Here is a 24,116-nt window from a genome sequence, read left to right as displayed (position 1 = left end):
TACTAAGAAAGTTTCATCCTTAAGTCTTTCATTTAAGGATACATCTTATGAAATCTAGAAACTCTTATTCAGGTATTGATCCTAAAGTTGTTAATTTAATAAAATTTTACGCAAAATGTTATAAGTCGCTTACTGATCAAGATATTGAAGACATAGAACAAGACCTCTTCTGTGAGTTTCTTTCATGCATAAATCAGTATGATAAGACTAAGGGCAGTCTTTCAACTTTTGCTAAGCAAGTTGTTAAAAATCGTATTAATAATCTAGTCCGTAAACACTCACGTACTACTCCTAAACTTGAAAATAATGTGCAACAGGAAAGTTACTGTTTTGAAGATGAATCGATACTACGTATTGATGTTGAGCAAATTATTTCAAAGTTACCAAAGAAGTGGCAGGTTTTATGTGAACAACTAAAACACCACAGCATTGCTGAAGTTGCAGACATGCACAATATGTCACGGACTACTTTGTACAACATTTTCAAGAAAATGCGATCTAAATTTGCACCTGTTTACGGAAAAAAGCATAAGAAAAATTGAACAGTTTTTTGAAATTTGGTGAATTTATATATGAGTGCATATAGGTAAAAACATGAAAATAATAAACAGCGAAGAAAGAGCAAAAATGGTCACAGGTGTGAAGATAGTAATCTTTGGCCCTTATGGAATTGGTAAAACTAGCTTACTCAAAACTCTCGATGAATCAACAACACTTTGCCTTGATTTTGAAGCAGGACTTCTAGCTGTACAAGACTGGAAAGGAGATTCAACTGAGATTCGCACTTGGAATGAGGCCAGAGACATTGCTTGCCTAATTGGTGGTCCTAATCCTGCATTAAAACCTGATCAAGCATATAGTCAAAGACACTATGAGCATGTATCTGGCAAGTACAAAGATCTTCTTTCTGAAGTTTCTAAATATCGATGTATTTTCATTGATAGTATAACTGTTGCATCACGTTTATGTCTTTTATGGGCAAGAATGCAACCTGAGTGTTTTTCTGATAGATCGGGAAAAGAAGACAAAAGAGCTGCCTATGGATTACTTGCGCAAGAAATGATGGCCTGGCTCAATCAGTTTCAACATATCAGAGACAAAGACATCATCATAGTTGGCACATTAGGTCAATATCTCGATGACTGCAATCGTCCAACTTGGCTACCTCAATGTGAAGGTGCTAAAACCGCAAGTGAAATTCCTGGGATAGTTGACGAAGTAATCAGTATGGTTGGAATCAAGAAAGATGATGGTACAGAGAGACGTTCATTTGTCTGTCAGACTATTAATACTTGGGGATACCCTGCTAAAGATCGCAGTGGCTGCCTGAATATGGTTGAAGAACCTCATTTGGGTAAATTACTTGCGAAAATTAAAGCCAAAACCTTGGCTCCTATTATTTAATTAAAAATTGGAGAATAATTATTATGGAACAAAGCTTTTTCAATATCGGTCAAAAAATTCCCTTTTTCAGTGTGAAAGAATACTTGAATGATCAATCGCCTATACCAGAAGATATAATCTCACCAAGAATTTTAACAAAAAGAGGCTTATTGGTACTGGGTGGCCCTCCTAAAATCGGCAAAAGTGACTTTTTGATCTCTTGGCTTGTCTACATGGCTGCTGGTAGATCATTTCTTGGTATGATGCCAAGTAGACCTTTGAAGATCTTCTACATGCAAACTGAAATTGAGTATGACTATATGAAGGAACGTTTGCAACAGCTTCAACTTGATAAGGAACTTTTGGATATAGCTGCCAATAACTTAATTATCACGCCAAGAGTGCAATTATCGCTTAGTAGTGAAGAAATAGATGAAATCAAAAATACTGTTAAAGAGCGTTTTAAACCTGATATTATCGCCGTCGATCCTCTTCGCAATATCTTCAACTCAAGTGAATATGGCAACGAAAATGACAACAGCGCTATGTTATTCTTCTTGCAAAAAACACTTGAGAGATTGAGAAATATTATTAATCCAGATTCGGGCATAATACTCACCCACCATACAAAAAAACTGTCTAAAAAGATGCTAGAAGAGGATCCATTTCAAGGGTTAAGCGGTGCTGGATCTTTACGTGGATTTTATAGCACTGGCATGGTGATGTTTGCTCACGATGAAGAAAGCACTACCCGTCAAATAGTGTTTGAGCTGCGAAATGGTGAACGTGTGGCAAGCAAGCTTGTCGATAAGATAAATGGTCGTTGGAAACTTGTAGACCAATGGAGTTGATTCTTTTTTTTACTTAATTTATAGGGAACAATATGCTAACAGATTTTTTAACTGATTTTAATAACGCGAAACTGCAAAGCAGTTTAATACCGAAAGGTATAACAGTCAAGGTAAAAATGGCAATAAAGCCTGGAGGTTATGAGAATTGGTTCACGAAAAGCTACACTACTGGCAGCATCTATTTAAACGCTGAATTTACTGTCACTGAAGGTCCATATGCAAAACGCAAGATTTTTCAGATTATAGGTGTCAAAAGTGGCAAAGCAAGCGTTGAAGGAGAAGATGTTTGGGGAGAATCTGGACGTTCTATGCTTAGAAGTATTTTAGAGTCAGCACGGAACATTCATTCAAATGACAGTTCAGAAAAAGCAGTTATTGCTAGAAAAGTCAACTCTATAGCTGATTTTAATGGGTTAGAGTTTACTGCAAAAGTTGGTATTGAAGCTGATAATAGGTATGGAAACAGGAATAGAATTGATACGATCATTACTCCTGATGAACCTCAGAGGGATGACTGGATACCTTTCTAAGCGAATAAAGAACCATATTTTTATCATAAATTATTGAAGGGCACCTTTTATGAATAGATCTCTAGAAGAAATAAAAGCGTTAGTAATTGATAGAATTGAAGAATACCTACTCTATTTACTACCTGGCGGTGAGTTTTACATTGGAGATTCACGTGGAGATAAAATAATAGTTGAGACAACAGGAGAAAGAGCAGGAGATTGTAGCCAAAATTAAAGGAGACGTAGTTGAATTTTTTACTTTCATTGCAGGTAAGCGCTGAACCGGTATATTTTAGAGAAGTATCCTTCTGCGTTTTCTGTCCAACATTAGCTTAGCTAGCACTTAAGTTAATGGTAGATGGATTAAGCCGATAGCCTGACCAGTTACATGCTTGTATCACATCATCGCGTTTTATATTTAGTCCCAAGGTGCTAGCTAGCTTTTCTGCTATTGTTTTTTGCATTCTATTAAGAGGTCTGCGCACTTGCTGTTCTGGGTCTTCAATACCTAAACTATCTGCTATTTGAATGATACTAAGAAATTTATATTCTTTAGCTGCTTCCAAATCACGCAAAAATTGTTTAAGTAATACTCTAAAGATGCGGATGCTTGAAGTTGCTTGTTTGCCTATAATTTCAACGTCATTAACATAAATAGTATTATCTTCAACTTTTAATCGCAGTATCTTTTTTTCTGGGAGAGTTGTTTCTTGCAGTGGAACATAAGGGAATGCTTGAAAAGAAACGTTAGGTAATAATTCTGGTACTCCTTTTTCAACTGCTTCGCTTAGTATTTGATTTAGAGTTTGATGTTCACAAATTAAATCAGCCATGGAAACAGTGTATAGGCTTAACAATATTTTTAAGTCTTCTTTTCCAAAAGTTATAAGAACAGCAACATTAGTTCTTAATCTATCTACAGTTAAATATGACTTATCAGTACATAAAGCTGGTATGATAATGCTTACTATTTTACTTTTAAAGCTTATATGATATATTCCATCTACTGCCTTTTCCCATATAAGACCTATCAACAATTTTTCAAACCAATTTATAATTTTTTCCGTATTGAGTTTAATTGAAAGCACAAGATAACGCTGTTTTTTATAAGTATCAGGAAAAATATCACGACCACAATCCTCGCAAGCTAGATCATTACAATCTTCATCAAAACCATGAGGAATGATAACCTCATTTTTGCAATAAGGATTTTGTATATTTGGAAAATCAAGATCTAAATCATTAGCGCAAACAACGAAATAATACTTCTCAAGCTTAACAAAATCAAGCTGACTGAGATACTCTGCAACCTCTATATAGTTTTCGTCAGGATTTACCCAGGACCTGTTTACTAACATAGTATCAATATCTTGAGAGTGTTTTCGACAAAACGGTAATTCCATAGCTATCTCTAATTAAAGACTTAAAATCATCTCGTTCTTTTCTATTGAGAACATATTCTGAGTAATCAATTTCTATATAATTTGCGTATTGCGTGTCTGTCTGAAAGGATAAAGTAACTTTTTTACTTTTGAACAATACTTTGATATGCTGAACAAGCGAAACATCATGCAGTACACTACCAACCGAAGGCTCTATCTTCTGCAACCACTCTTCAATATTATCCGTGTTTAACGTAAGATTAGTTTTAGATTGAGATGGACCAAATTTCAATTCAAATAGGCGAATATCAGGTACATGTTGTTTTACACAGTCATTCAAAAAAGTACTCACTTGTGCTGTTGTATTTTGGTGGCGCATGTTAGTAAATGAACATTCTCGTTGAAAATAACAGCTTGCTATTCTATTTGCTATTTTTAATCCTTGATCAAAACTTTGAATAGATAGGTTTACTTGGTTAGCGTTTAAAGCAAAGTCAATAATAATTCTACTAGGTTTATAACCGTGTATTACCTTATTTGAACTCATTACCAAATCTTCATCTTTACTAGCACGTCGTATAAATAAGTAAATACTATTTTGGTAGTAAAAGAGTTCTTGAAACTGACTTTCAAAACTATCATTTTCAGATAGATCATGCTGTTTTAATATTTCCTGTATCGTACTTTTTGATAAAAAATCCTTAAATGAAGTGGACTTTTGTCTTGGAGGATTTTTTAATACGAAAGGTAAAAAACCTTTTTTCTGCACTTGATTAAAGCAGAAAATTTGTTTCAGTAAGTTATGATTAATTATAAAGAGAGTAAACAACAAGGACTTTTTGTCATATTTGTTATTTTGCAACAGAAATGATTTCAGAAGATCTTGGCTTAATACAGACTGTGCTACTTCAGCTATAGTTGTTTCTGATTTTGCACGACTAAAACGATTGACTAAGTAATAATCAAACAGAGATTCAGAAATTTTAGTAAGCATTTTTCGCTTTTGCTGAGTTGAAATATCATCGCATTTTTCGTGGTCTTTAAATAATTGCCTATTTTGTTTATTCTGAAAATAGTGGTTAAAAATCACACTTAATTGTCTACCAGAAAGAGAATTAAGCCAACTTTCACGTAAACTTGGATTTTGAAAGTCCTTAAGCAAAAAGGATATTGGCATTTCTAAACTGCTTTCCCAAAACTCCTCACTAGCTATCATATATCTAAAAGTAAATATATTATGTCTAAAATAGATTAAAGATTAGTCAACAAAAATTTATTATGAAAAAAAAGAAGAATTTTCCTAAAAAAACTGAACAGTTTTTGTAATTTTGGTGAATATATATACAGGAGTCAAATTTTCAAATGTCAATACTCACACAATCAGGAAGAGCAGCAATAGCCGCAAGCATAAAAGAGCAATCTCTACATCTTGCCTGGGGCAGTGGTGATGCAAGCTGGGAAAGTAGTCATCAAGTCGAAAAAGTTTTTGTTGAGGATGAAATAGCTCTAGATCACCACACTATTAAAGATGTAAGGGTTTTTACAGGACAAACAACTTATCAGCCAAGTGTTGACTATACAGTTGATAGCAGTACTGGTGTAATTAAACGTACGGAAAATAGCTCTATTCCAGTAAGTGATAAAGTTACCATAGAGTACATTCAAAGCACACCACCTGAACCTATAAATTCTATAAAGCTCTTGAATGAACTTGGCAGACGTACTGCAGATGAAGTGCTATTCTGCACAGGTGATGAAAACGGCGAACTTATAACTCCTTCTGGAAGGTTTAGGCCTTCTGATGTACCAACCAATAATCTTTTTCTCAAATTCACTTTCGATTTCACGGATGCAGCAAATCGAGTAATCAGAGAGCTAGGGGTTATGGTTGGTACTAAAGTAAAAAAAGAATTACCTGAAGGACAGAGATATTTTGAACCTCAAGATATAGAAGACCATGGGATTTTATTGGTTTTGGAACATACCGTACCACTTATCAGAACTGCAGCAACCAGGGAAACTTTTTCATTTGTAGTGACTTTTTAACTATGACACTGAGTAGCTATTATAACCGCTTTAATCCTGACAAAGAATACGAAAAAAGCTTATTTCTTGCTGGAAGAGGTCTACAGTCTGCAGAATTAAATGAGACTCAGGAGTATGCTCTTTCTAAGCTTAAAGGCATAGGAGATGCAATATTTCGTGATGGTGATGTTGTAACAGGAAGTAATTGTATTATAGATAGAGAAACTGGTAAAGTTACACTTGAAAGAGGAAAAATCTATCTTCGTGGAGCAGTTAGAAAAGTCGAAAAAGAAGAGTTTGTTATTCCACTGAGTACCACAGTTCGTATAGGTGTTTATTATCTAGAATCTACAATTACAGAACTTGAGGACGAAAATCTTCGTGATCCTGCAGTTGGTACAAGAAACTATCAGGAAGTAGGAGCTGCAAGGCTTAAAGTTTCCACCATTTGGGGTTATCAAGCAGAAGGTCTTTCTCCACGTTTTTCTGAAGGAGAATTTTATCCAATTTATAACATTGAAAATGGAGTATTAATAGAACATTCACCGCCACCACAAGCAAACATAGTAACTACAGCTCTTGCTCGTTATGATAAAGAAGCAAATGGATCTTACGTAGTAAACGGTCTAGAAGTAATTTGTTTGCAGAGAGAAGAAGGGGACGAAAAGGGGAAAAAAATATTTGTGATTAATGAGGGCAAAGCTCATGTTGATGGCTATGAGATTGAACTTCCTCACAGTATTCGTGTTTCTTTTGATGACGATCCAGATATAAAATCAGTTGAATCAGAACCACATACTTTTCAGCCAAATAGCCAAAGAGTAATGGAACTGAAGGTGAATGATTTTCCAATAAGTGAAATTAAAAAAGTAGATATAACTGTTCAAAAAACCATTACCATTACTCACGGTTCATACTCAGGAGCTGTTGATCCAATACCTGACTCTGCGGTACTTGAGATTATTCAAGTTAAACAAGGCAATGTTATTTATGAAAATAGTATAGATTACAAACTAAACGCAGGAAACGTTGATTGGTCATTACCTGGTAAAGAACCAGCTCCTGGAAGTAGTTACCAAATAACTTATCGCTGCCGCACTCATATAAGCCCTGAAGATATAAGCGAAGAGGGATGTAAAGTAAAAGGAGCAGTTGATAACAGCTTGGTTCTGATTGATTACACCTGGAAAATGCCACGCTATGATTTAATTACTATCGATAGCAAAGGGGTGGTAAGGAGAATAAAAGGAATTTCCCATTCTTGGCAACCATCAATGCCTAAAGCACCTAGCGGACAACTTTTGCTCTGCTACATTCATCAGACATGGAAAAACGGAGAAAAAGAAGGGGTGAAAATAGTGAATAATGCTATTCATGCTGTACCGATGAATGAGCTTGAAGCAATGAAGAAGGGAATAAATGATCTTTATGCGCTGGTTGCACAGGAACGTCTACGCAATGATGCAAATTCAAGAGAACCTACCAGCAAAAAAGGAGTATTTGTAGATCCGTTCTTTGATGATGATATGCGCGATCAAGGAATTTCGCAGTTTGCAGCAATAGTAAATAGAGAGCTAGTTCTGCCAATAGATGTAGAAGTTGCAGATATTGAAAAAGGTGGGGAAAGATATCTTTTGCCATATGAACTTGAACCGGTACTGGAGCAGCTTTTACAGACTAAAGGAGAAAAGATTAATCCATATCAAGCTTTTGATCCAGTACCGGCACAAATTACTCTAAATAAAAACATTGACCACTGGACAGAGGTTACCACTAATTGGAAAAGTCCAGTAACCAGAGTATTTAATGTTAAAGAAACAACAGAGCTGCTGTCAAGTACTTCATATGAAACTGAATTTATGAGAGAAGCAGTACAGAATTTTGAGATCGAAGGTTTTGAGCCAAATGAAAAAATTAAAGAAGTAAAATTTGATGGCATTTCTATTATACCTATGGCATAGAGGAAAAAAAAGTGGAAGCTAACAATCAGGGAAAATTAAAAGGAAAGGTGAAAGTGCCGGCAAACATTCCAGCGGGTACTAAATTAGTACAGTTTTATGGCGATAAAGGAAGCTATGGAGAAACAACTTATACTGGTAAAAAAACAATTACCATAGAGGAAAGAAGAAGAGTTATCGCAGCAAGAAGAGTTGATCCTTTAGCGCAAACATTTACTCTAAATGAAAGTAGGCACATAGGAGGCGTGGAACTATGGTTTGTAAATAACGGCAAAAAACGTGTTGTTGTGCAGATTAGAGAAACAGCAGTGGGAATGCCCTCACAAACTGTCATTGCTGAAAGTTATATTGAGCCAAAAGATATAAAGATAGATGGCACAGCAACACGTATAGAGTGGTCACCAGTGTTTTGCCATGCAGAAGAGGAGTATGCAATAGTACTACTTACTGATGATGCAGATACTGCAGTAAAAATAGCAAAACTTGGCAAATATGATGCAGTAAATAGCCGTTGGGTAACAAGTCAACCATATCAAGTAGGAGTATTACTCTCATCAAGCAATGCAAGTACGTGGACACCGCATCAAAATTTAGATTTAACGTTTCGACTACTAGCTGCAAAATTTAGCGAAAATTCTCATGTTATTGATCTTGGCAAAGTTACAGCAACCAATACTTCAGATTTAATTGTTTTGACGAACGTCGAAAAAGTAGCATTTGATACCAATGTGGAATTTATCTTAACAGATGAAGAGGGAAAAGAAAACTTTCTGTCTGATAATTTACCACTCGCACTGCGTGAAAGATTATCTGGAAAGCTAACAGTAAAGGCAAATTTAAAAGGGTCAAAAGAAAAAAGTCCAGTGCTATATCCTGGGTTACAGCTAGTTATGGGTAATATAGGGGAAAAAGGAGATTATGTTACAAGAAGTATTACAGCAGGAGCTAACACCAAGATCACCATAACATATGATGCGCTAATACCTGGCACTGCAGATGTTAAAGCATATGTACAAAAAAACGTGGATTGGCAATTAGTAAATTTAACATCAGGAAAACCAATTGGAGAAAGCTGGGTGGAGAGAACTCATGTACTATCAAATTTTAGTGCTAATGAGACGAGGATAAAATTAGTTTTAAGTGGAACGGTTGTTTATCGTCCTAAAGTCAAAAATTTGAGAATTATTGTCACATAAACCAATGCCAAATGACCAAACCAAACGAGGATATCCACTGCCTCATCCAGAAAATATTGCAGTTCAAGATGTGGTACGTATCCGTACTACAATTGAGAAAATAGATGAAGATATCGCTAAAAGAGAGAATGAGCACAATCAGCTTAAAAAAGCATTTGATAAGCTCAGTTTTGAGAATTTTTTGAATTTTTGGAGTAATAACAGGTGACTATCGCCAAAGAAGTAGTTTATGCATTGCATCAGAGACTAAAAGATTTATCTGTAAATGCTACCCCTGATCAACTTGCCTATCTTGCAAAATCTCTAGAGTCTATTGCTGGGCAAAGTACAGTACTTGATATTGTACAGATGACTGATGCAAAATTAAAAGAGCTTCTTGACAGTAGCACAAGTCATTTAAATAAATTAGATAGTAGTAAAAACAATGCATTAGCGGCAATCTCTGAATTGGAGGGAAAGTCGTTAAAGAAAATAGATGAAAAAGGAATTACAAACTTATCACTACTTGATAGCAGAAAAGATTCACATGTTGCCACCATCAATAATGCCGGAGACTTAAATAGCATAAGAAACACATTAAATAGCCTTAAAGCCATAAGCGATATACCAACTGGTTCATCAATTATGAAGGAAATAAAAACCAGAGAAGACCAATTAAAAACACTCACAACTAAATTTAACTCGATTAATGATGTGCCAAATGGGTCATCAATTATAAAAGAGATAAGAAAGCGCAATATGGTTGAACCTGAATCATTACCTTTTCTGTTCGGCATTCTTAATCGATATAATGACTATGGTTGGTCTGATGATAATGGCTATTTCAAAACAGAATTAGGGCAGTGGTATAAAGATACAGCAAAAACCGACTATATGCTGCAGCTCCTTGCAGGTAGTAATACTTATGATTGTACGTATTCTAGTTTTTATCATCCACCACAGTTGTACTTCTTACAAGGAAGTAACGGTAAATTTCTGTACAGAAAAGCATTTTTACGTCGTAGTCACAGCTCAGATCAATACAGTTACCCATATGCACTACTTGGAGTAATATTTGTAAAAAACACTACAAACAGCGATAAAACGCGAACGCTTCATTTTAGTGGTTCATCACGTTGGAGTTCAGGATATGAAGGAGCAGGGTTATTCGTAGGAACACCTAGTCACGTTAATACTAATAAATCGGCAATCTCAGGAATAACTTGGACAAATATTTACAACTACTCAACTAATTCTGCAGTATTTAGTAGTTCAAATAATATTACTGTGCCAGCAAATAAGACAATAGCAATTTTATTTTACGCATCGCCATATTTTTACACATCTGATTATCACCATTACAGTTGGTTTATGAGGTGGAGTATTTATAACTTTCGGAGCAATTTTTTAACTACAGGGCTTGAGATAGATGTGGAAAGAACGCTAAAAGCTTGGCAATGTCCAGGATTATCTAACACGCATGAGATTTGGAGGTAACAAACAATGTCTATCTACATTAGATTTGAAAATGATAAACAAGTAGAAACAACAATACTTGAAAGCAAGCCAAAAGGTAAAAATTGGTATGAAGCGCCAAAAGATTTTGATTGGCAAAAAAGCTATTGTTTAACAGAAGGAGGCAAAATTGCTCAGCGAAATCAAGAAGACATTGAATTGGAGTTACTGCAAAATGCGAAGTTTTCTGCACTTTCTAATCTTCGTGCTTATTATGATAACTATACTCACCAATACGCAGGGCATTCTCACCAAAAAGCTAAATCTTATGAGATTCAAGCGAAAGCCGCAGAGAACATTTTAGCAGCACCAGAATCTATGAATGAAAAGGATGCGGAAATTATAGAGCCATTAGCAAAAGTACGTGGTATTACAGTTATTGAAATGGCAAGAATAATTGAAGAAAAAGTAAAAAAAGCAGTAAAAGAAATAATTAAATGTGAAGAGCTTGAAGATTTGGTCAAAAAGAAAATTAAAGAAGCCAAAAGCGAAGGAGAGCTAGAGGCTTTGCTCAATGATTTTAAACAAAGAATGCAAGAAAGTTAAAAAGAAAAAATGCCAGAAGAATTTTTACACGGAGTAAATGTTATTGAGATAACCTCAGGGGCAAGAACAGTACATACAGCTAAATCATCAGTGATAGGTGTAATTGGTAATGCACCTGAAGCCAATGAGCAAAAATTTCCACTGAATAAACCAGTACTGATAGAAGGAAGCTTAAAAGAAGTAGCAAAACTTGGAAAGAGTGGCAGTTTACCTTCTGCAGTAAACGGAATATTTTCCCAGATTGGTGCAACAGTAGTAGTTATTCGAGTTGAGGAAAGTGAAAACAGCGATCCAAAATTAAAAGAAGAAGAGACGCTGAAGAATATAATTGGCGGTGTTGATAAAGAAACTGGAGAGTATCAAGGGATAGAGGCATTCCTCAGCAGTGAAAGTATAATTCATGTTGCTCCAAGAATATTAATTGCACCTCAGTTTACTCATCAACTACCAGAAGATGGCAAAAATCCAGTGGTTGCAGCATTAATTCCTATAGCAGAAAAGCTGAGAAGCATAATAGTAGCAGATGGACCAAATACTAATGATGAAGAAGTAATAAAATGGAGAAAAAGTGTAGGCAGCTCAAGAGTTTACGTGATTGACCCATGGGTTAAGGTATTTATTGAAGGAAAAGAAGGAACCTTGCCAGCAAGCCCATTTGTAGCTGGTTTAATAGCAAAAGTAGATAGCGAACAAGGATTTTGGCACTCACCTTCAAATAAAGAGATAAATGGTATTGTTGGAACAAGCAGGCCTATTGATTTTACGCTCGGTAATACAAATTGCAGAGCAAACCACTTAAATGAAAATGAAGTAACAACGATAATTCATCAAAATGGCTATAGGCTTTGGGGAAATAGAACATGTTCAAATGACTCAAAATGGGCTTTTCTATCAGTAAGAAGAACTGCAGATTTAATCAACGATAGTTTACTTCGAGCTCATCTATGGGCAGTTGATCGCAATATTACCAAAACTTATATAGATGATGTAATTGAGGGGGTGAATTCTTATTTGGCCAATTTAAAAGCACAAGGAGCTATTATTAGCGGAAAATGTTATGCAACACCTGAACTCAATACACCGGCAAATATTGCAAGCGGGAAAGTATATTTTGATTTCGAATTTACACCACCATATCCAGCAGAACAGATTACTTTCAGGTCACATCTTGTGAGTGGTACAATATTATAAAAATGGGAGAAAGAGATGTTACCGAAGATTTTAAAGAATTTTAATGTATTCGTAGATGGTCGGGGTTATGCAGGAAAAATTGATGAGATAACGTTACCAAAGCTCACCATAAAAACCGAAGAATATCGTGCTGGTGGTATGGATATCCCAATAAATATTGACATGGGCATGGAAAAGCTTGAAGCAGATTTCACTTTTGCTGAATACGATACAGAGCTCTTTCGGCTATTTGGGCTGATAAATGGGAATTCAGTAGCTTTGACGCTCCGTGGTGGAATGCAAGGTAGTGGTAGCAATGATATTGAAGGAGTAATAATCAATTTAAGAGGCATTTTTAAAGAATTTGATTTTGGTAGCTGGAAACCTGCTGAAAAAGCAACTCTAAAGTGTACTGTAGCTGCCCATTACTACAAACTTACTATAGGTGGTAATGAATTAATAGAAATCGATGCTGAAAATATGATTAGAAAGATAAATGGTGTTGATCAGATGGCTTTGCTACAAACGGTTTTAGGCATATGAAAAGATTTCGAAATTTTATTTTAAGGAGGCAATAATGCACACTATAACACTAAACAACCCAATTACAGTTGATGGAATTTCTGTCTCAGAGTTATCGATGCGTGAACCTAAAGTAAGAGATTTACTTACTATAGAACGCATAGAAGGCGAAGCTTTGAAAGAGGTAGCTTTAATTGCTAATCTAGCATCTGTGCCAAAAGAAGTAGTTGAAGATTTATGTATTAAAGATTATGTAGAAATACAAAAGGTACTAAAAGATTTTTTGTCGCCGCTGGAACAGAGGAGTTAAGATTCAATATTTTAAAACTTAGCTCAACAACAGGAAGTGGAATTGAGCAAATTATTAATATGAGTATAAAAGAGTTTCTAAAGTGGTTAGAAGTAAGTGAAGGAGTAACAAAAAAATGTCAATGCTTTCAATAAAGATCGGTGCAACGTTAGATGGCAGTTTTAATAGTGCAATGACAGGTAGTACAGCAAAGCTTTCTAAGTTGGGTGATAGTATAAAGCAGCTTGATTCGTCAATGAAATCTGTTTCCAAATTTAAGCAACTAAATCATGATGCCCTTGAAGCCATGAAGAATTGGAAGGAAGCGGAGAAGAAAGCAAAAGAATCAGCTGCAGTAATTGCTAAAGAGAAGAAGGAAAAAAAAGAACCAAGCAAAGCACTGAGAAATGAATTCGAAAAATTGAAAGCATCGGCATCAAAGGCAAAAGAGGCTTATATCAAAAAGAGAGATACACTTCACACATTAAATGAAGAAATAAGGAAAAGTGGAAAGGATATTAAATCTTTAGTGAGGGATCAAACTAAACTTGGTTCATCTATTGAAGTACTCAAAGGGAAATACAATAAATTAGGATCTGTAATACAAAAACAGCAAAATGCTTTGGCAAAAAAAGCGCATTATAGATCACAAGTAATGGAGACTATAGGACTAGGGCTTTCACTTGCAGCGCCAATTAAAGTTGCGATTGACTTTGAGAGTGCCATGGCTGACGTTAGGAAAGTAGTAGAATTTAATGGTGATAATGAAGCTAATATATTTACTCGAAAATTGAAGAAATTATCCCGTGAAATACCATTATCGGCTGCAGAGTTAGCAAAAATAGCTGCAAGTGGTGGTCAGCTTGGTATCGACAAAGATAAGCTACTTGAATTTACCACAACAGTAGCTAAAATGGCCACAGCATTTGACATGTCTGCCGAACAAGCTGGTGATTCCATAGCTAAACTCGCTAACATTTATGGAATTGCAGTAGAGAAGATGGAAGGAGTTGGTGATGTTATAAATTACCTATCAGATAACACTGCTGCCAAAGCAAAAGATATGGTTGAAGCTCTAGCAATAGTTGGTGGTACTGCAAAACAGTTTGGTCTTGATATTAAGGAAACAAGTAGTTTAGTAAATGCCTTCGTTAGTTTAGGTAAACAACCTGAAAAAGCAGCAACTGCTATCAATGCTCTGCTTTCTAAACTTCAAACTGCTGAAGGGCAAGGAAAAGAGTTCAAAGCAGCATTGGAATCGATAGGTATCACTGCAGAGGAAATGTCACAAAAGGTTGCTGAAAACGGGCAAAACGCTCTACTTTATTTTTTTGAAACTCTAGAAAAAGTAGATAGACAGGAACGTTCACAAATCCTTCTCAATCTCTTTGGTCAAGAATATCAAGATGATATTGCATTAATAGTTGGAAGTTTGGAAGAATATAAAAAAGCAATAGATTTTGTGGCTGATAAAGAAAAGTATAACAAATCTATGCAAAAGGAATTTAATAACCGTGCAAGTACTACAGCAAATAATTTGCAGCTACTTAAAAATACAATAGCAGAGCTAGGAATGAACTTAGGGTCAGTTATGCTACCTCCTTTAAATTGGATAAGTAAGATTTTGAGGTCTATATCTATAGGTATAGCTTGGTTCGCAGAGAAGTGTCCAATTTTAACTACAGGAGTTATGAGCATAATTTCAGCTCTTATTATTGGCAAGATTGCAGTGGTAGGTTTTGGTTATGCATTTGCATTAGCTGGGGGTGGAATATTAACTTTTAAGGCTATTTTGCAGGGAACACTTTTACCAGTACTAACTTCGTTATCAGCGCGAGTAATTCCAGCAGTGATCATGGGACTGAAAGCTTTAACGCTAACCAATCCTATAGGAGCTGCTGTTGCTGGACTATCAGTTGGTGCAGCGCTTGTAATTGCTAATTGGCAAAAGGTGAAGGACTTTTTTTCAAGTATCTGGAAATCAATTACAAAACCTATAGAAAATTGGATTGGTATAGGAAAATTGTTTAATGATAATCCAATAAAAGCATTAGAGATACCAGTAGAAGCAAAAATAGGCAGTGCAACTAGTGAAAATAATGTTTTTAGTAAAGGAAATCCTTTATTGAATAATAATGCTTTTAGTAGAATTTCGAATAGTAGAACGAATATTGAAAGTGTGATTACAGAAAAAAGTTCTGTAGCAGATAATTCAGAGAAAGTTTTAAAAGACTGTGAAAAGTGTGAACAAAAAATTTTCAATCAAACTTTTACATTTAATATAAGTATAAAAGCAGAACCTAACCAAGATGTACGTAGTCTTGCTGATGCAGTAATAAAAAGAATAAGGGAAAAATCTCGTGATGTTTTATTTGATTCAATAGAACCAATTTACTAATGCTATCACTTGGTCAACATAAGCTTTCTCCAACAAGTGTAAGGTATAGTAAAGAAAATCGTTGGAGTACAATTGAGTGCATTGGTAAAATACCTTCATTACAAAATATTGGTCAAGGTGCAGAAAATATAGACTTAGAAGGAGTAATTTATTTCCATAATCTGAATGATTTAAATCAATTAAAAAGTATGAAAGAAACTGAGAAAAATCATGAACCAAGTATCTTAGTAGACAATTTAGGGAATGTTTTGGGAAGATTTGTTATTGTGCGGTTAGAAGAAAAGCAAACGTCGTATTTTCCCTGTGGATTACCAAAAAAGGTTGAATTTAGCTTAAGTTTAAGGAGTTATGTATGACAGTACATTATATAACCCGAGAAAATGAAATGTTAGATTACATATGTTTTAAGCACTATGGATATAGCTCTGGAGCAGTAGAAATAGTATTGGAGGCTAATCCTGGTCTTGCAGAGTATGGAAGTTTTTTGCCTACAGGATTAAAGATCAGGTTACCTAGAATACAAGAGCAATTAAAAAAATCGAAGTTAAAAGTGTGGGAATAAATGAAACCTGAATTTAGCATTGAAGGAATAAAAGATCATGTAATATCGGTGCATCTTACTGATGAATCTGGTACTATAGATGATGTTGCAGAGGTATGCGTTGATTATGGCAATGAAAATGTGGAAGTTCCAAATGAATTGAACATAGCACTAGGTTATAAGGAAACGGGAATCTTTCCAATGGGTGTATATACAGTTAACGAAGTGACAATACAAGGTCCACCTAAGACTCTACTAATCAAAGCTCATGCAACAAATTTAAGAATATCTTTAAAAGCAAAGGTATCAAAAGAATGGCATCAAATTACCATAGAAAACTTAGTGAAAGAAATAGCTCAAAAACATGGATATGGACATAAAGTTGCTGAGGAATTTAAGAATGTATTAATACCCCACATTAATCAGGTAGATGAAAGTGATATAAGTCTGTTAACAAAGATCGCAACAGAGCGTGAAGCAATGGCAAAGTTAGCTGGTGGGTATATATTGTTTATTTCAAAGAATATGGCAAAATCAGCCACAGGAAGAGCTTTAGGAACAATGACTATTAGACCTCAAGACACAATTAATTGGAAAGTGCATTTTACCGTACGTGATAAGTATAATTCAGTAGTAGCAAAATGGCATAGCTATGAAAAGGGCGAAACTATTAAAGAAACAGTTGGTAGCAGTGAACCAAGTTATATTATGCTGGAACTTTACTCAAATGCAGAGTCAGCACTAAGTGCAGCAAATGCCAAATTAAAACAATTGAAGCGTAACAATGAAACTTTAGATATAACTATGCCTGGTAATCCAGAGTTATTTGCAGAAGCTAAACTTAATCTTATAGGTTTCAATCAAGCAGTAGATGGTGAATGGATAGTTAATAGAGCGGAGCATACTTTAAATAGCTCAGGTTACCTTACTATGTTGTCAGCATCTTTGAGTAAGTAACGTTAAGGAAAAATAAGTATATAGTCTATTCAATGTAAAGAAACTACTGAATATGAGTCAACTGAAATGTAATGAAAAGGAAAAAATACATTTTGTATGGTTTATAATATTAATGGTATGTGTTGTTATTACATATTGCTACCAAAGATCTAAAGCTGCAGATAATTATAACAAAACATTACAAGTGGCTACTAATAATTGCAACTTAGAAATAGTAAAACTTTTAGTAAAAGACATGGCTCCAAACTTGAGTGGAACAACGTTACATTTTGCAGCAAGAAAAGGATGTTTAGACATTATCAGATTTTTAATAGAAGAGGAAAAAGTAAATATAAACGCACTTGATAGAAATGCATTTAAAAGAATAGCTTTACATCACGCTGCAGGTGAAGGACACCTAGAAGTTATTAAGTTTTTATTAGACAAAGGTGCAGACCCTACCATTAGAGACACAGATGGGAAAAACCCAAGAGATGTAGCTGTACTAAGATCAAGGCACAATAAAGATAAACCTTACAGAGAAATAATAAAGCTACTTGCAGAAGCAGAGGATCGATACGAATCAACAGAAAGTAATCACTAAAGCTGTAAGTTTTTTGATCTCCATATAAACTTCCAAAACTATCCATAACAAATTAATCTTTTCACATGAAAAAGCAAAAAGTTCCAATTACAGTAATTATCACGTTATTAATCCAAACCGTAGCAATCATATGGTGGTTATCCAAGTTAGACTCAAGGGTACAACTTCATGATAAACTTATTGAATATGGTTTAATGGAAAAGGTACTCGTACTTGAGGAAAGGGTGAAAAATCTTTCTGAGGAATTGGATGAATTCAAAGATAACTTAAAGTCTGGTGTATAATGCTTAGACTGCGATTGACGATTTTTCCAATTTTTGACGTATTGTTCAACTAGTGGAGAATCTCCTGTTATGATCAGTAGGTTTTCAGCATTTCTTTGCTGAGCGGCATCTGAAAAGTTAAATGATCCGGTTATGATTTTTTGCTCATCAATAATAATTACCTTGCTATGAGCAATAGCGGGTTTAAAGTCAATCCATATCGGAATTTTGTGCTCAAATAATTCGTTAATTACACTATGTTTTGAACTAGTTTGTGATTCATCTAGAATAACCTTAATATCAACTCCACGCTTTTTAGCTTGAACCAAGGACTCAGCAATAGGCTTTGAGGTAAATTGGTATGCCTGAACCAACACGGATTTTTTAGCATGATCCACGGAATCAATTATTAGGTTGGTGCAATTTTCTCCAGGAGTAAAACATACTGTAGTTTTTGGACAACTAGAAAATCCTGATAGAAGCAAGCAAGTTAATAAAACTAATAAATATCTACTCATGACTAAATACATCCTTTCAATTGACGGCGGAGGCATAAGAGGCATCATACCAGCCATAATATTAGCAGAAATAGAAAAGAGAGCAAGGAAGACAATTTCCCAGATTTTTGATCTTATGGCTGGTACTTCAACTGGTGGGATTGTTGTAGCAGGGTTATGCAGGAAAGATGAACAAGGAAATCCCCAATACTCAGCCAATGATTTAGTTGAATTTTACCAAGAATACGGGTCATATATTTTTAAATCTTCATTCTTCAGGCAATCAATATTATCTTGGTTTAACTGTGCACAATATCCATATAAAAATATTGAATTTGTACTGGATAAGTATTTTGGTGGTGATACTCTAAAAAACACTTTAAGTAATTTGCTAATTACAAGTTATGATATTCACAATAATCGTCCATTTTTCTTTAAAAGCTGGAAAGAAGGTAATATTAAGCTGAAAGATGCACTCAGAGCTGCAACGGCTGCCCCTACTTATTTCATACCAAAACATCTAAAAATCAACCACAAGGAAATGGTATTAGTGGATGGAGGGGTGTTTGCCAATAATCCAGCGGCTTGTGCATATGCAAGTGGTAAGAGGTTATTTCCAAATGATGATATTCTACTGTTATCGATAGGTACTGGCAGAACAGATAGAAGCATAGCCAATTCAAAGAGATTGGGAAAAATAGGCTGGATAAAACCACTACTACATGTGATGTTTGCCTCAAGTTTAGATGCAGTAAATTACCAACTTGATCAAGTTATAGGTGATAAATATATACGCATACAATCGCAACTAAAAATAGCATCACCTGACATGGATAATATTACATCAAAAAATATCAAATCTCTTCAGCAAGAGGCAAAGGCAATGATAGAGGACAATCAGGAACTGATAGATAAATTCTGTGATGTTATATCTTGATAAGTAGAGATGCCAAATTCTGCAGAGCTAAACAAGAGTTTAGAGTAGATATATTAACTACTTTTATTTATATCTTAATATATTATTTCTGAGTCAATAAACTATCGCTGTTTTTAACCCAGGTTAAATTTTGAAAGCATAATTTTCAAGCTCCTCAATAGATAAGTTCGTTATTTTAGAAATAGCATCAATAGAAACATTCAGCATATGTAGATTATTTGCAACTTTAATTGCCTCTGCTTTATAAATCTTTTCTTTGTAAACTTGCTTTCTTTGCGATAAAAATTCTACCCATATATCCAGTTCATCTCGTGATTCTTGATTGTCAATCTTTTTAGACTCTCTCACCCAACTTAATAGTTCGTTTTCTGCTTTATAATTATCTTCTTCATATTTCTTCATCAGATCTTCAGGATTAACTGATAACTTTTCTGCTATTTCCCATAATCTTTCACTTAAAATGGTAGCACTCCCTTGTTCATAGTGATGTATCTGTGAGGGTCCTATATCTAGCTTTTTTGCTAATTCTTCTTGAGTATACCCTCTTATTATTCTCCATTTTTTTATCTCTTGTCCTTCGTTTGAATGCTCAGAGCCTTTTTCCTCATCATATTCATCAGTTGATAAACCAGTTGCCCGATAGATAATATCATTATCAAATCCTACTTTCGCTAAGTTCTTGGCCATGCTTACCCTTGCAGCTTTTACATTATTTTCCTCTTCAGCTTGAATAAACCCAGCCAAGTCGCGAATCAACTTGCATGACTCTTGTCCCTTTATTTTTTCTATGAAATTGTACATCCATTCTTTGTTAAAAGAACAATTTTCTCTCAGTACTTTTTGTCTAGGAAATAAGCTGCCAACATGAACTGATAATGCTTCCGCTATTACTTTTAATTTTTTAGTTGGAATGCCACATGCTCCTTGCTCATATCTTAGTAATGTATGATATTTTATGCCTGTTTTCTCTACTAAATCTTTTAGGGTATACTTTTGTTTTAATCTCCAGCTTCTTACTTTTTGTGCTATTTTATATCTTATAGAGATATTTGCCATATCGTAACAATTTTACCGAAATAAACCATCTGTTATTTTACTATAACCTAAAATTTAGCTTATAAAGAAGTTGCAATTTTGTGGTTGTAAGTAAGAAGGGAAGAAAACCCTCCCCTCCTCATTGTTTAAAGTTTCCGGGAAGTTTCTTTACTACCTCCACACACCTTATCAACCCATGATAATGTTTCACTATTACTAATTGCCTTTATTTCTTCTTTTGCCTTTTCTTTATTCCACTTGCCACTCCTAGGGAAACTTCCTTTTTCTACCGCTTCTGTGACTGTCATTCCTCCAAAAAAGCAACCTTTTCCTATAACTTCCCCTCTCTTTTGTAGTTCAGACCACATTTCTTTATCTGCTACTCTGACCTCTACTTGACTGTCATTTTCCGCATTATGGTATACTACAATTTTTAGGCTACCAATACTTGTAGGAAATGTTATCTCAAATACACCTACGACAATGTTGCAAATTTTTATTTTCCTTTCCATTATGTCCAGAAGAGTTCGGTAGCTCTTTTACGCGAAATACCACATTTACGTCCTCAAGGTTAATTTCAATTCTCTTGACCAATGTTCTGATAATATCACGTTTAGTTAACCAGTCTGCGTTATCAAGGTTTAACGTAATATTGGAAGAAAAGTCTTCTAAATTGGCCACAACCAGAGTTACCTCCTGTTCTAATTCCTTTTGATAAAATATCTTTTTCTTCTCTTCTTTAATTGTTTTTAAGCTTTGTTTCATTGCTTTAATTCGTGGTTCAAATTCCTCTTGATTGATATATTCTTGAGCATAACTATCGATAAGTCTAGCAATACCACGTTTTAATTTATTTTCTTGTTTCTCTAGCAGGTCACTTTTTTGATCCAATGATGATTTTTTTAGTTCTGAAAGCCTACGCTTGTATTCTTCTAAAATCCTGTTTGGATTTTTCAATAACTGCTTAACCTCTTCCCACACAGCTGTTTCTAATGCATCTGAGCGAATGGGTTTATTGTCACAAATCTTATTACCACCAAAACGGTAAGAATCTTTACCACTACAACGGTAATATGCATAATGACCACCTTCTTCTTCTCGTCTACTTCTCATGCAAGTTCCGTAACATCCGTAATTACAACGCTTACATATGACTAAACCTTGTAGTAAGTACTTTGCTCCTCTTTTTCTTGTCCTTGCTACTTTTCTATTTTCAGCTAATTGTTCTTGAACAATATCAAATATATCTTCATCTACTATATTTGGCACTTTAATATAAATCCAATTTGCTTTTTCAACAGGATAGACAGAGTGGTTACTTTTTGGCTGCTCACAAGAGCCTTTCTGTGGTCTTACTTGCTTTAATCTTACTCCTAACCTTCTTCTACCAAAAGCTGCTTGTCCTTTGTAAGCAGGGTTTTTCAACATACTCCAAATTGTACCTTTATTCCAGCGTTCTTTTCCTTTTTGTGTCTTAATGGACATAGTATTTAGCCGACGACATACTTCCCCAATACTTGTTCTTTCTCTGCCTATCCACAAAAATACTTTACGAACGACATCAGCTTCTTTTTCGTTAATCTCAAATAAAGCTTGTCCTCCTCCCATATGCTTATCTATATAACGATAACCATAAGGAGCTCCTCCCATTACATTTACATAGCCTTTGTTAGCTGCATAGATTTTACCACGACGACTTCGTTCCATAATTTTCGCACGTTCATATTCTGCTATCATACCTTGCATTTGTAACAGTAATTGAGATTCTGGGTTACCGTTAATCTCATAATTTAAAAAAACCACTTTTGCTCCTGCTTTTTCAAATTCTTCAATCAGCACCATTTGATATGCATATTTTCTAGATAAACGATCAGGAGAATGAATGTAAATCTTATCAATTTTACCTTCTGTTACTTTATCACGTAATTTTTCTAAATCAGGGCGGACTAAATGAGATCCACTGTAGCCGTTATCAATAAATTTATACTCACTTAACAATCTGTATCCGTCCAGATTAATTTGCTTCTCTAAAGCTGCAATTTGACTTTCTATCGTATTTCCTTCTACTTGTTTCCCCGAAGAAACTCTCGCATATAAACATACTGTTACCATTTGACCCTCCTTGAATCCCATTTTTATGTTTTAAGTTTTTTTGACTTATTTCCTTTGACACTACCTTTTCATAAGCATCTGATAAGCATTGTTCTGCTAACCGATTAGGTTCATAGCTACAGCTAATTTGGATAGCTAATCTCTTGTTTCTCATGACTTTTCCTTGAAATAATATGTTCATATCATTCCTTAAAGCCGATGGTTAATTGATTATTAGCGCTATAAGTAAATCGGACTCTTGGTTCTGGACACAGAAGTTTTCGAGAAATGGTTTTCTCTAGTTTTATTTTTATGTTTTTTGCAACATTGTCGGTAGTGTAAAAGCACTATTGTCGGACACATCAACGTAATTCCTTTCACCTTCTTTTCCACTTCTAACTTCAACCTTACTATTCCCTATTTCTATAACATCACCTCCTAATTTTACCTCTCCTGTGGTTAACCCTAAATTTTTTGTACCTTCCAATACTCTTGCAATATTTACCTTGCTATTATCAGAAAATTTCATAAAAAATGTCTGATTGTCTATTTCCACATCCTCTATGATTCCCTCATTTTCAATAGCACTTTCACCGATTTCTCTCAATTCTTTAAGCCACTCATCTATCTGTGGACGAATCTCTTGATACAGTTTGTTATGCATTTCACTTATTCCCTTATCCTGCAATAGATCGTAACTGAATATTGCTCCATTTAGCATCAATTCACATATTATGTCTTCCTTCTCATTTTCTTTGCATTTGATCAAAGGCATTTTCGATATTACTGTATCAGCAAAACTCTTCTGCCCTTCGCTATACGCATTTATCCTGATTCCAGCACTTAGTGCTTGGTCTATAGTCTTGTTCAGTTCTTCTACGCTTTTTGCCTTTACCACTCTACTTTTAAACCACCTCAATTCTGCATTTTCACTTGCACTTGGCTCTATCTTGCTTAAAGATGGAATAAACGGATTTTGACGATTTGAAGATTTTTTGTTATAAACCTCACGTCCTTCTCCAAGATTGATTGATTTTTCAGAAACATCGCTAGGGGAAGGCACACCTTCAGGCTTCTCAAACCTGCTTTTATCATCAAATATTTTCGGATCAGTCTCGTCTACAAGTATAAGCTGCTGATTTTTTTTGCTAGTACGCCTAATAGCACTATATAGTCCTTTTGGTAATTTTTTAGAATCAATGATTAACTCATAAGTATTTCCATCCATATCATCAAATGATACTGCTTTTTTAGTAGTCATATAACCTCTCATATTAAGCATATTATTCAAGTCTATAGAGCAATTTATTGCTTTATAATTAACTTAATACGCAAATTATAAAAAGATCTTGTATATCTTGCAACTATTTATAATAAAAGAATAGCTTTATCAGGACTTTTATTCTTTAATCACAACTTAATATACAAACTATACAAAGATCTTTTATATTTTGTAATTCTCCAATATCTCTCTTCAGATTCTTGACTA

27 protein-coding genes and 1 pseudogene are annotated in these 24,116 nt (G+C 34.7%); 21 read left to right on the top strand and 7 right to left on the bottom strand.

The window, feature by feature from the left end:
* Positions 1–47 precede the first annotated feature (47 nt).
* The 5 genes from ACQH21_RS06355 to ACQH21_RS06335 are packed head-to-tail and all read left to right on the top strand — an operon-like array spanning position 48 to position 2,978.
* The gene (locus ACQH21_RS06355; RefSeq protein WP_265028104.1) at positions 48–542 is read left to right on the top strand and encodes an RNA polymerase sigma factor; all 495 of its coding nucleotides are present in this window, start codon (positions 48–50) and stop codon (positions 540–542) included.
* A 52-nt stretch (positions 543–594) separates the two neighbouring features.
* Positions 595–1,404, top strand: a complete 810-nt coding sequence (locus tag ACQH21_RS06350) for an ATP-binding protein (RefSeq protein WP_265028103.1) — start codon at positions 595–597, stop codon at positions 1,402–1,404.
* A 23-nt stretch (positions 1,405–1,427) separates the two neighbouring features.
* The gene (locus ACQH21_RS06345; RefSeq protein WP_265028102.1) at positions 1,428–2,234 is read left to right on the top strand and encodes an AAA family ATPase; all 807 of its coding nucleotides are present in this window, start codon (positions 1,428–1,430) and stop codon (positions 2,232–2,234) included.
* Positions 2,235–2,266: 32 nt separating this feature from the next.
* The gene (locus ACQH21_RS06340; RefSeq protein WP_265016888.1) at positions 2,267–2,764 is read left to right on the top strand and encodes a hypothetical protein; all 498 of its coding nucleotides are present in this window, start codon (positions 2,267–2,269) and stop codon (positions 2,762–2,764) included.
* Positions 2,765–2,813: 49 nt separating this feature from the next.
* Positions 2,814–2,978 carry a hypothetical protein gene (locus ACQH21_RS06335; protein ID WP_265016887.1) on the top strand — a complete coding sequence of 55 codons (165 nt, stop codon included), beginning with the start codon at positions 2,814–2,816 and terminating at the stop codon, positions 2,976–2,978.
* 97 nt (positions 2,979–3,075) lie between these two features.
* On the opposite strand, the gene ACQH21_RS06330 is transcribed toward ACQH21_RS06335, so the two are convergent.
* Together ACQH21_RS06330 and ACQH21_RS06325 are read right to left on the bottom strand one after the other, a co-directional pair.
* Complete coding sequence (locus tag ACQH21_RS06330; protein WP_265028101.1) at positions 3,076–4,146, bottom strand: hypothetical protein; 1,071 nt, start codon at positions 4,144–4,146, stop codon at positions 3,076–3,078.
* A complete protein-coding gene (locus tag ACQH21_RS06325) occupies positions 4,106–5,302 on the bottom strand; it encodes a hypothetical protein (RefSeq protein ID WP_425384100.1) in 1,197 nt (398 codons plus the stop codon). The genes ACQH21_RS06330 and ACQH21_RS06325 overlap by 41 nt, the downstream gene beginning before the upstream one ends.
* Before the next feature lie 185 nt (positions 5,303–5,487).
* Between ACQH21_RS06325 and ACQH21_RS06320 the strand changes: the two genes are divergently transcribed.
* The 15 genes from ACQH21_RS06320 to ACQH21_RS06250 all read left to right on the top strand — a co-directional run bounded on the left by ACQH21_RS06320 (position 5,488) and on the right by ACQH21_RS06250 (position 18,088).
* Complete coding sequence (locus tag ACQH21_RS06320; protein ID WP_265028100.1) at positions 5,488–6,171, top strand: hypothetical protein; 684 nt, start codon at positions 5,488–5,490, stop codon at positions 6,169–6,171.
* Positions 6,172–6,173: 2 nt separating this feature from the next.
* Entirely contained in the window at positions 6,174–8,111 is a 1,938-nt protein-coding gene (locus tag ACQH21_RS06315; RefSeq protein ID WP_265028099.1) for a DUF4815 domain-containing protein, read from the top strand.
* Between the two features lie 11 nt (positions 8,112–8,122).
* Positions 8,123–9,304, top strand: a complete 1,182-nt coding sequence (locus tag ACQH21_RS06310) for a hypothetical protein (protein ID WP_230609033.1) — start codon at positions 8,123–8,125, stop codon at positions 9,302–9,304.
* A gap of 4 nt (positions 9,305–9,308) precedes the next feature.
* Positions 9,309–9,512 carry a hypothetical protein gene (locus ACQH21_RS06305; RefSeq protein ID WP_230609283.1) on the top strand — a complete coding sequence of 68 codons (204 nt, stop codon included), beginning with the start codon at positions 9,309–9,311 and terminating at the stop codon, positions 9,510–9,512.
* A complete protein-coding gene (locus tag ACQH21_RS06300) occupies positions 9,509–10,780 on the top strand; it encodes a hypothetical protein (protein WP_230609034.1) in 1,272 nt (423 codons plus the stop codon). The genes ACQH21_RS06305 and ACQH21_RS06300 overlap by 4 nt, the downstream gene beginning before the upstream one ends.
* Before the next feature lie 6 nt (positions 10,781–10,786).
* The gene (locus tag ACQH21_RS06295; RefSeq protein ID WP_230609035.1) at positions 10,787–11,344 is read left to right on the top strand and encodes a hypothetical protein; all 558 of its coding nucleotides are present in this window, start codon (positions 10,787–10,789) and stop codon (positions 11,342–11,344) included.
* A gap of 9 nt (positions 11,345–11,353) precedes the next feature.
* On the top strand, positions 11,354–12,535 hold the full coding sequence (locus tag ACQH21_RS06290) for a phage tail sheath subtilisin-like domain-containing protein (RefSeq protein WP_265028098.1): 1,182 nt from the start codon (positions 11,354–11,356) through the stop codon (positions 12,533–12,535).
* A 15-nt stretch (positions 12,536–12,550) separates the two neighbouring features.
* Entirely contained in the window at positions 12,551–13,057 is a 507-nt protein-coding gene (locus ACQH21_RS06285) for a phage major tail tube protein (RefSeq protein ID WP_265028097.1), read from the top strand.
* Positions 13,058–13,091: 34 nt separating this feature from the next.
* Positions 13,092–13,346 carry a phage tail assembly protein gene (locus tag ACQH21_RS06280; RefSeq protein WP_052264941.1) on the top strand — a complete coding sequence of 85 codons (255 nt, stop codon included), beginning with the start codon at positions 13,092–13,094 and terminating at the stop codon, positions 13,344–13,346.
* A 115-nt stretch (positions 13,347–13,461) separates the two neighbouring features.
* The gene (locus ACQH21_RS06275) at positions 13,462–15,723 is read left to right on the top strand and encodes a phage tail tape measure protein (RefSeq protein ID WP_230609038.1); all 2,262 of its coding nucleotides are present in this window, start codon (positions 13,462–13,464) and stop codon (positions 15,721–15,723) included.
* On the top strand, positions 15,723–16,079 hold the full coding sequence (locus tag ACQH21_RS06270; RefSeq protein WP_038536970.1) for a phage tail protein: 357 nt from the start codon (positions 15,723–15,725) through the stop codon (positions 16,077–16,079). The genes ACQH21_RS06275 and ACQH21_RS06270 overlap by 1 nt, the downstream gene beginning before the upstream one ends.
* On the top strand, positions 16,076–16,285 hold the full coding sequence (locus ACQH21_RS06265; RefSeq protein ID WP_038536967.1) for a tail protein X: 210 nt from the start codon (positions 16,076–16,078) through the stop codon (positions 16,283–16,285). Before ACQH21_RS06270 ends, ACQH21_RS06265 begins: the two co-directional genes overlap by 4 nt.
* A complete protein-coding gene (locus ACQH21_RS06260) occupies positions 16,286–17,221 on the top strand; it encodes a phage late control D family protein (RefSeq protein ID WP_052264891.1) in 936 nt (311 codons plus the stop codon).
* A 52-nt stretch (positions 17,222–17,273) separates the two neighbouring features.
* Positions 17,274–17,804 carry an ankyrin repeat domain-containing protein gene (locus ACQH21_RS06255; protein ID WP_052264890.1) on the top strand — a complete coding sequence of 177 codons (531 nt, stop codon included), beginning with the start codon at positions 17,274–17,276 and terminating at the stop codon, positions 17,802–17,804.
* A 65-nt stretch (positions 17,805–17,869) separates the two neighbouring features.
* Positions 17,870–18,088 carry a hypothetical protein gene (locus tag ACQH21_RS06250; protein ID WP_264687462.1) on the top strand — a complete coding sequence of 73 codons (219 nt, stop codon included), beginning with the start codon at positions 17,870–17,872 and terminating at the stop codon, positions 18,086–18,088.
* On the opposite strand, the pseudogene ACQH21_RS06245 reads toward ACQH21_RS06250, so the two are convergent.
* Positions 18,079–18,585: pseudogene (locus ACQH21_RS06245) on the bottom strand (phospholipase D family protein); the annotation flags it as partial. The gene ACQH21_RS06250 and the pseudogene ACQH21_RS06245 overlap by 10 nt on opposite strands.
* Between ACQH21_RS06245 and ACQH21_RS06240 the strand changes: the two are divergent.
* Entirely contained in the window at positions 18,584–19,501 is a 918-nt protein-coding gene (locus tag ACQH21_RS06240) for a patatin-like phospholipase family protein (RefSeq protein WP_230609042.1), read from the top strand. The pseudogene ACQH21_RS06245 and the gene ACQH21_RS06240 overlap by 2 nt on opposite strands.
* A gap of 123 nt (positions 19,502–19,624) precedes the next feature.
* Here the strand turns inward: ACQH21_RS06240 and wmk are convergent, their stop codons facing one another.
* The 4 genes from wmk to ACQH21_RS06220 all read right to left on the bottom strand — a co-directional run bounded on the left by wmk (position 19,625) and on the right by ACQH21_RS06220 (position 23,888).
* Entirely contained in the window at positions 19,625–20,557 is a 933-nt protein-coding gene (gene wmk / locus ACQH21_RS06235; protein WP_230609044.1) for a WO male-killing family protein Wmk, read from the bottom strand.
* A gap of 125 nt (positions 20,558–20,682) precedes the next feature.
* Entirely contained in the window at positions 20,683–21,048 is a 366-nt protein-coding gene (locus ACQH21_RS06230) for a hypothetical protein (protein ID WP_230609046.1), read from the bottom strand.
* Positions 21,002–22,648 carry a recombinase family protein gene (locus tag ACQH21_RS06225; protein WP_230609048.1) on the bottom strand — a complete coding sequence of 549 codons (1,647 nt, stop codon included), beginning with the start codon at positions 22,646–22,648 and terminating at the stop codon, positions 21,002–21,004. Before ACQH21_RS06225 ends, ACQH21_RS06230 begins: the two co-directional genes overlap by 47 nt.
* A gap of 289 nt (positions 22,649–22,937) precedes the next feature.
* Entirely contained in the window at positions 22,938–23,888 is a 951-nt protein-coding gene (locus ACQH21_RS06220) for a hypothetical protein (protein ID WP_230609049.1), read from the bottom strand.
* Between the last annotated feature and the right edge of the window lie 228 nt (positions 23,889–24,116).

Source organism: Wolbachia endosymbiont (group B) of Eupithecia inturbata (assembly GCF_964030915.1).
Lineage (GTDB): Bacteria > Pseudomonadota > Alphaproteobacteria > Rickettsiales > Anaplasmataceae > Wolbachia.
The sequence above is the reverse complement of the archived record's forward strand: the minus strand, read 5'-3'. Positions and strand labels throughout refer to the sequence as shown.

Excerpts from the sequence above, each read along its gene's own strand:
- ACQH21_RS06220 (WP_230609049.1), bottom strand. The coding sequence starts at position 23,888 with ATGACTACTAAAAAAGCAGTATCATTTGATGATATGGATGGAAATACT.
- ACQH21_RS06305 (WP_230609283.1), top strand. The coding sequence starts at position 9,309 with ATGCCAAATGACCAAACCAAACGAGGATATCCACTGCCTCATCCAGAA.
- ACQH21_RS06345 (WP_265028102.1), top strand. The coding sequence starts at position 1,428 with ATGGAACAAAGCTTTTTCAATATCGGTCAAAAAATTCCCTTTTTCAGT.
- ACQH21_RS06275 (WP_230609038.1), top strand. The coding sequence starts at position 13,462 with ATGTCAATGCTTTCAATAAAGATCGGTGCAACGTTAGATGGCAGTTTT.
- ACQH21_RS06265 (WP_038536967.1), top strand. The coding sequence starts at position 16,076 with ATGACAGTACATTATATAACCCGAGAAAATGAAATGTTAGATTACATA.
- ACQH21_RS06350 (WP_265028103.1), top strand. The coding sequence starts at position 595 with ATGAAAATAATAAACAGCGAAGAAAGAGCAAAAATGGTCACAGGTGTG.
- ACQH21_RS06255 (WP_052264890.1), top strand. The coding sequence starts at position 17,274 with ATGAGTCAACTGAAATGTAATGAAAAGGAAAAAATACATTTTGTATGG.
- ACQH21_RS06290 (WP_265028098.1), top strand. The coding sequence starts at position 11,354 with ATGCCAGAAGAATTTTTACACGGAGTAAATGTTATTGAGATAACCTCA.
- ACQH21_RS06320 (WP_265028100.1), top strand. The coding sequence starts at position 5,488 with ATGTCAATACTCACACAATCAGGAAGAGCAGCAATAGCCGCAAGCATA.
- ACQH21_RS06270 (WP_038536970.1), top strand. The coding sequence starts at position 15,723 with ATGCTATCACTTGGTCAACATAAGCTTTCTCCAACAAGTGTAAGGTAT.
- ACQH21_RS06330 (WP_265028101.1), bottom strand. The coding sequence starts at position 4,146 with ATGGAATTACCGTTTTGTCGAAAACACTCTCAAGATATTGATACTATG.
- ACQH21_RS06295 (WP_230609035.1), top strand. The coding sequence starts at position 10,787 with ATGTCTATCTACATTAGATTTGAAAATGATAAACAAGTAGAAACAACA.
- ACQH21_RS06225 (WP_230609048.1), bottom strand. The coding sequence starts at position 22,648 with ATGGTAACAGTATGTTTATATGCGAGAGTTTCTTCGGGGAAACAAGTA.
- ACQH21_RS06280 (WP_052264941.1), top strand. The coding sequence starts at position 13,092 with ATGCACACTATAACACTAAACAACCCAATTACAGTTGATGGAATTTCT.
- ACQH21_RS06250 (WP_264687462.1), top strand. The coding sequence starts at position 17,870 with ATGAAAAAGCAAAAAGTTCCAATTACAGTAATTATCACGTTATTAATC.
- ACQH21_RS06230 (WP_230609046.1), bottom strand. The coding sequence starts at position 21,048 with ATGGAAAGGAAAATAAAAATTTGCAACATTGTCGTAGGTGTATTTGAG.
- wmk (WP_230609044.1), bottom strand. The coding sequence starts at position 20,557 with ATGGCAAATATCTCTATAAGATATAAAATAGCACAAAAAGTAAGAAGC.
- ACQH21_RS06285 (WP_265028097.1), top strand. The coding sequence starts at position 12,551 with ATGTTACCGAAGATTTTAAAGAATTTTAATGTATTCGTAGATGGTCGG.
- ACQH21_RS06315 (WP_265028099.1), top strand. The coding sequence starts at position 6,174 with ATGACACTGAGTAGCTATTATAACCGCTTTAATCCTGACAAAGAATAC.
- ACQH21_RS06335 (WP_265016887.1), top strand. The coding sequence starts at position 2,814 with ATGAATAGATCTCTAGAAGAAATAAAAGCGTTAGTAATTGATAGAATT.
- ACQH21_RS06340 (WP_265016888.1), top strand. The coding sequence starts at position 2,267 with ATGCTAACAGATTTTTTAACTGATTTTAATAACGCGAAACTGCAAAGC.
- ACQH21_RS06240 (WP_230609042.1), top strand. The coding sequence starts at position 18,584 with ATGACTAAATACATCCTTTCAATTGACGGCGGAGGCATAAGAGGCATC.
- ACQH21_RS06355 (WP_265028104.1), top strand. The coding sequence starts at position 48 with ATGAAATCTAGAAACTCTTATTCAGGTATTGATCCTAAAGTTGTTAAT.
- ACQH21_RS06260 (WP_052264891.1), top strand. The coding sequence starts at position 16,286 with ATGAAACCTGAATTTAGCATTGAAGGAATAAAAGATCATGTAATATCG.
- ACQH21_RS06325 (WP_425384100.1), bottom strand. The coding sequence starts at position 5,302 with ATGCCAATATCCTTTTTGCTTAAGGACTTTCAAAATCCAAGTTTACGT.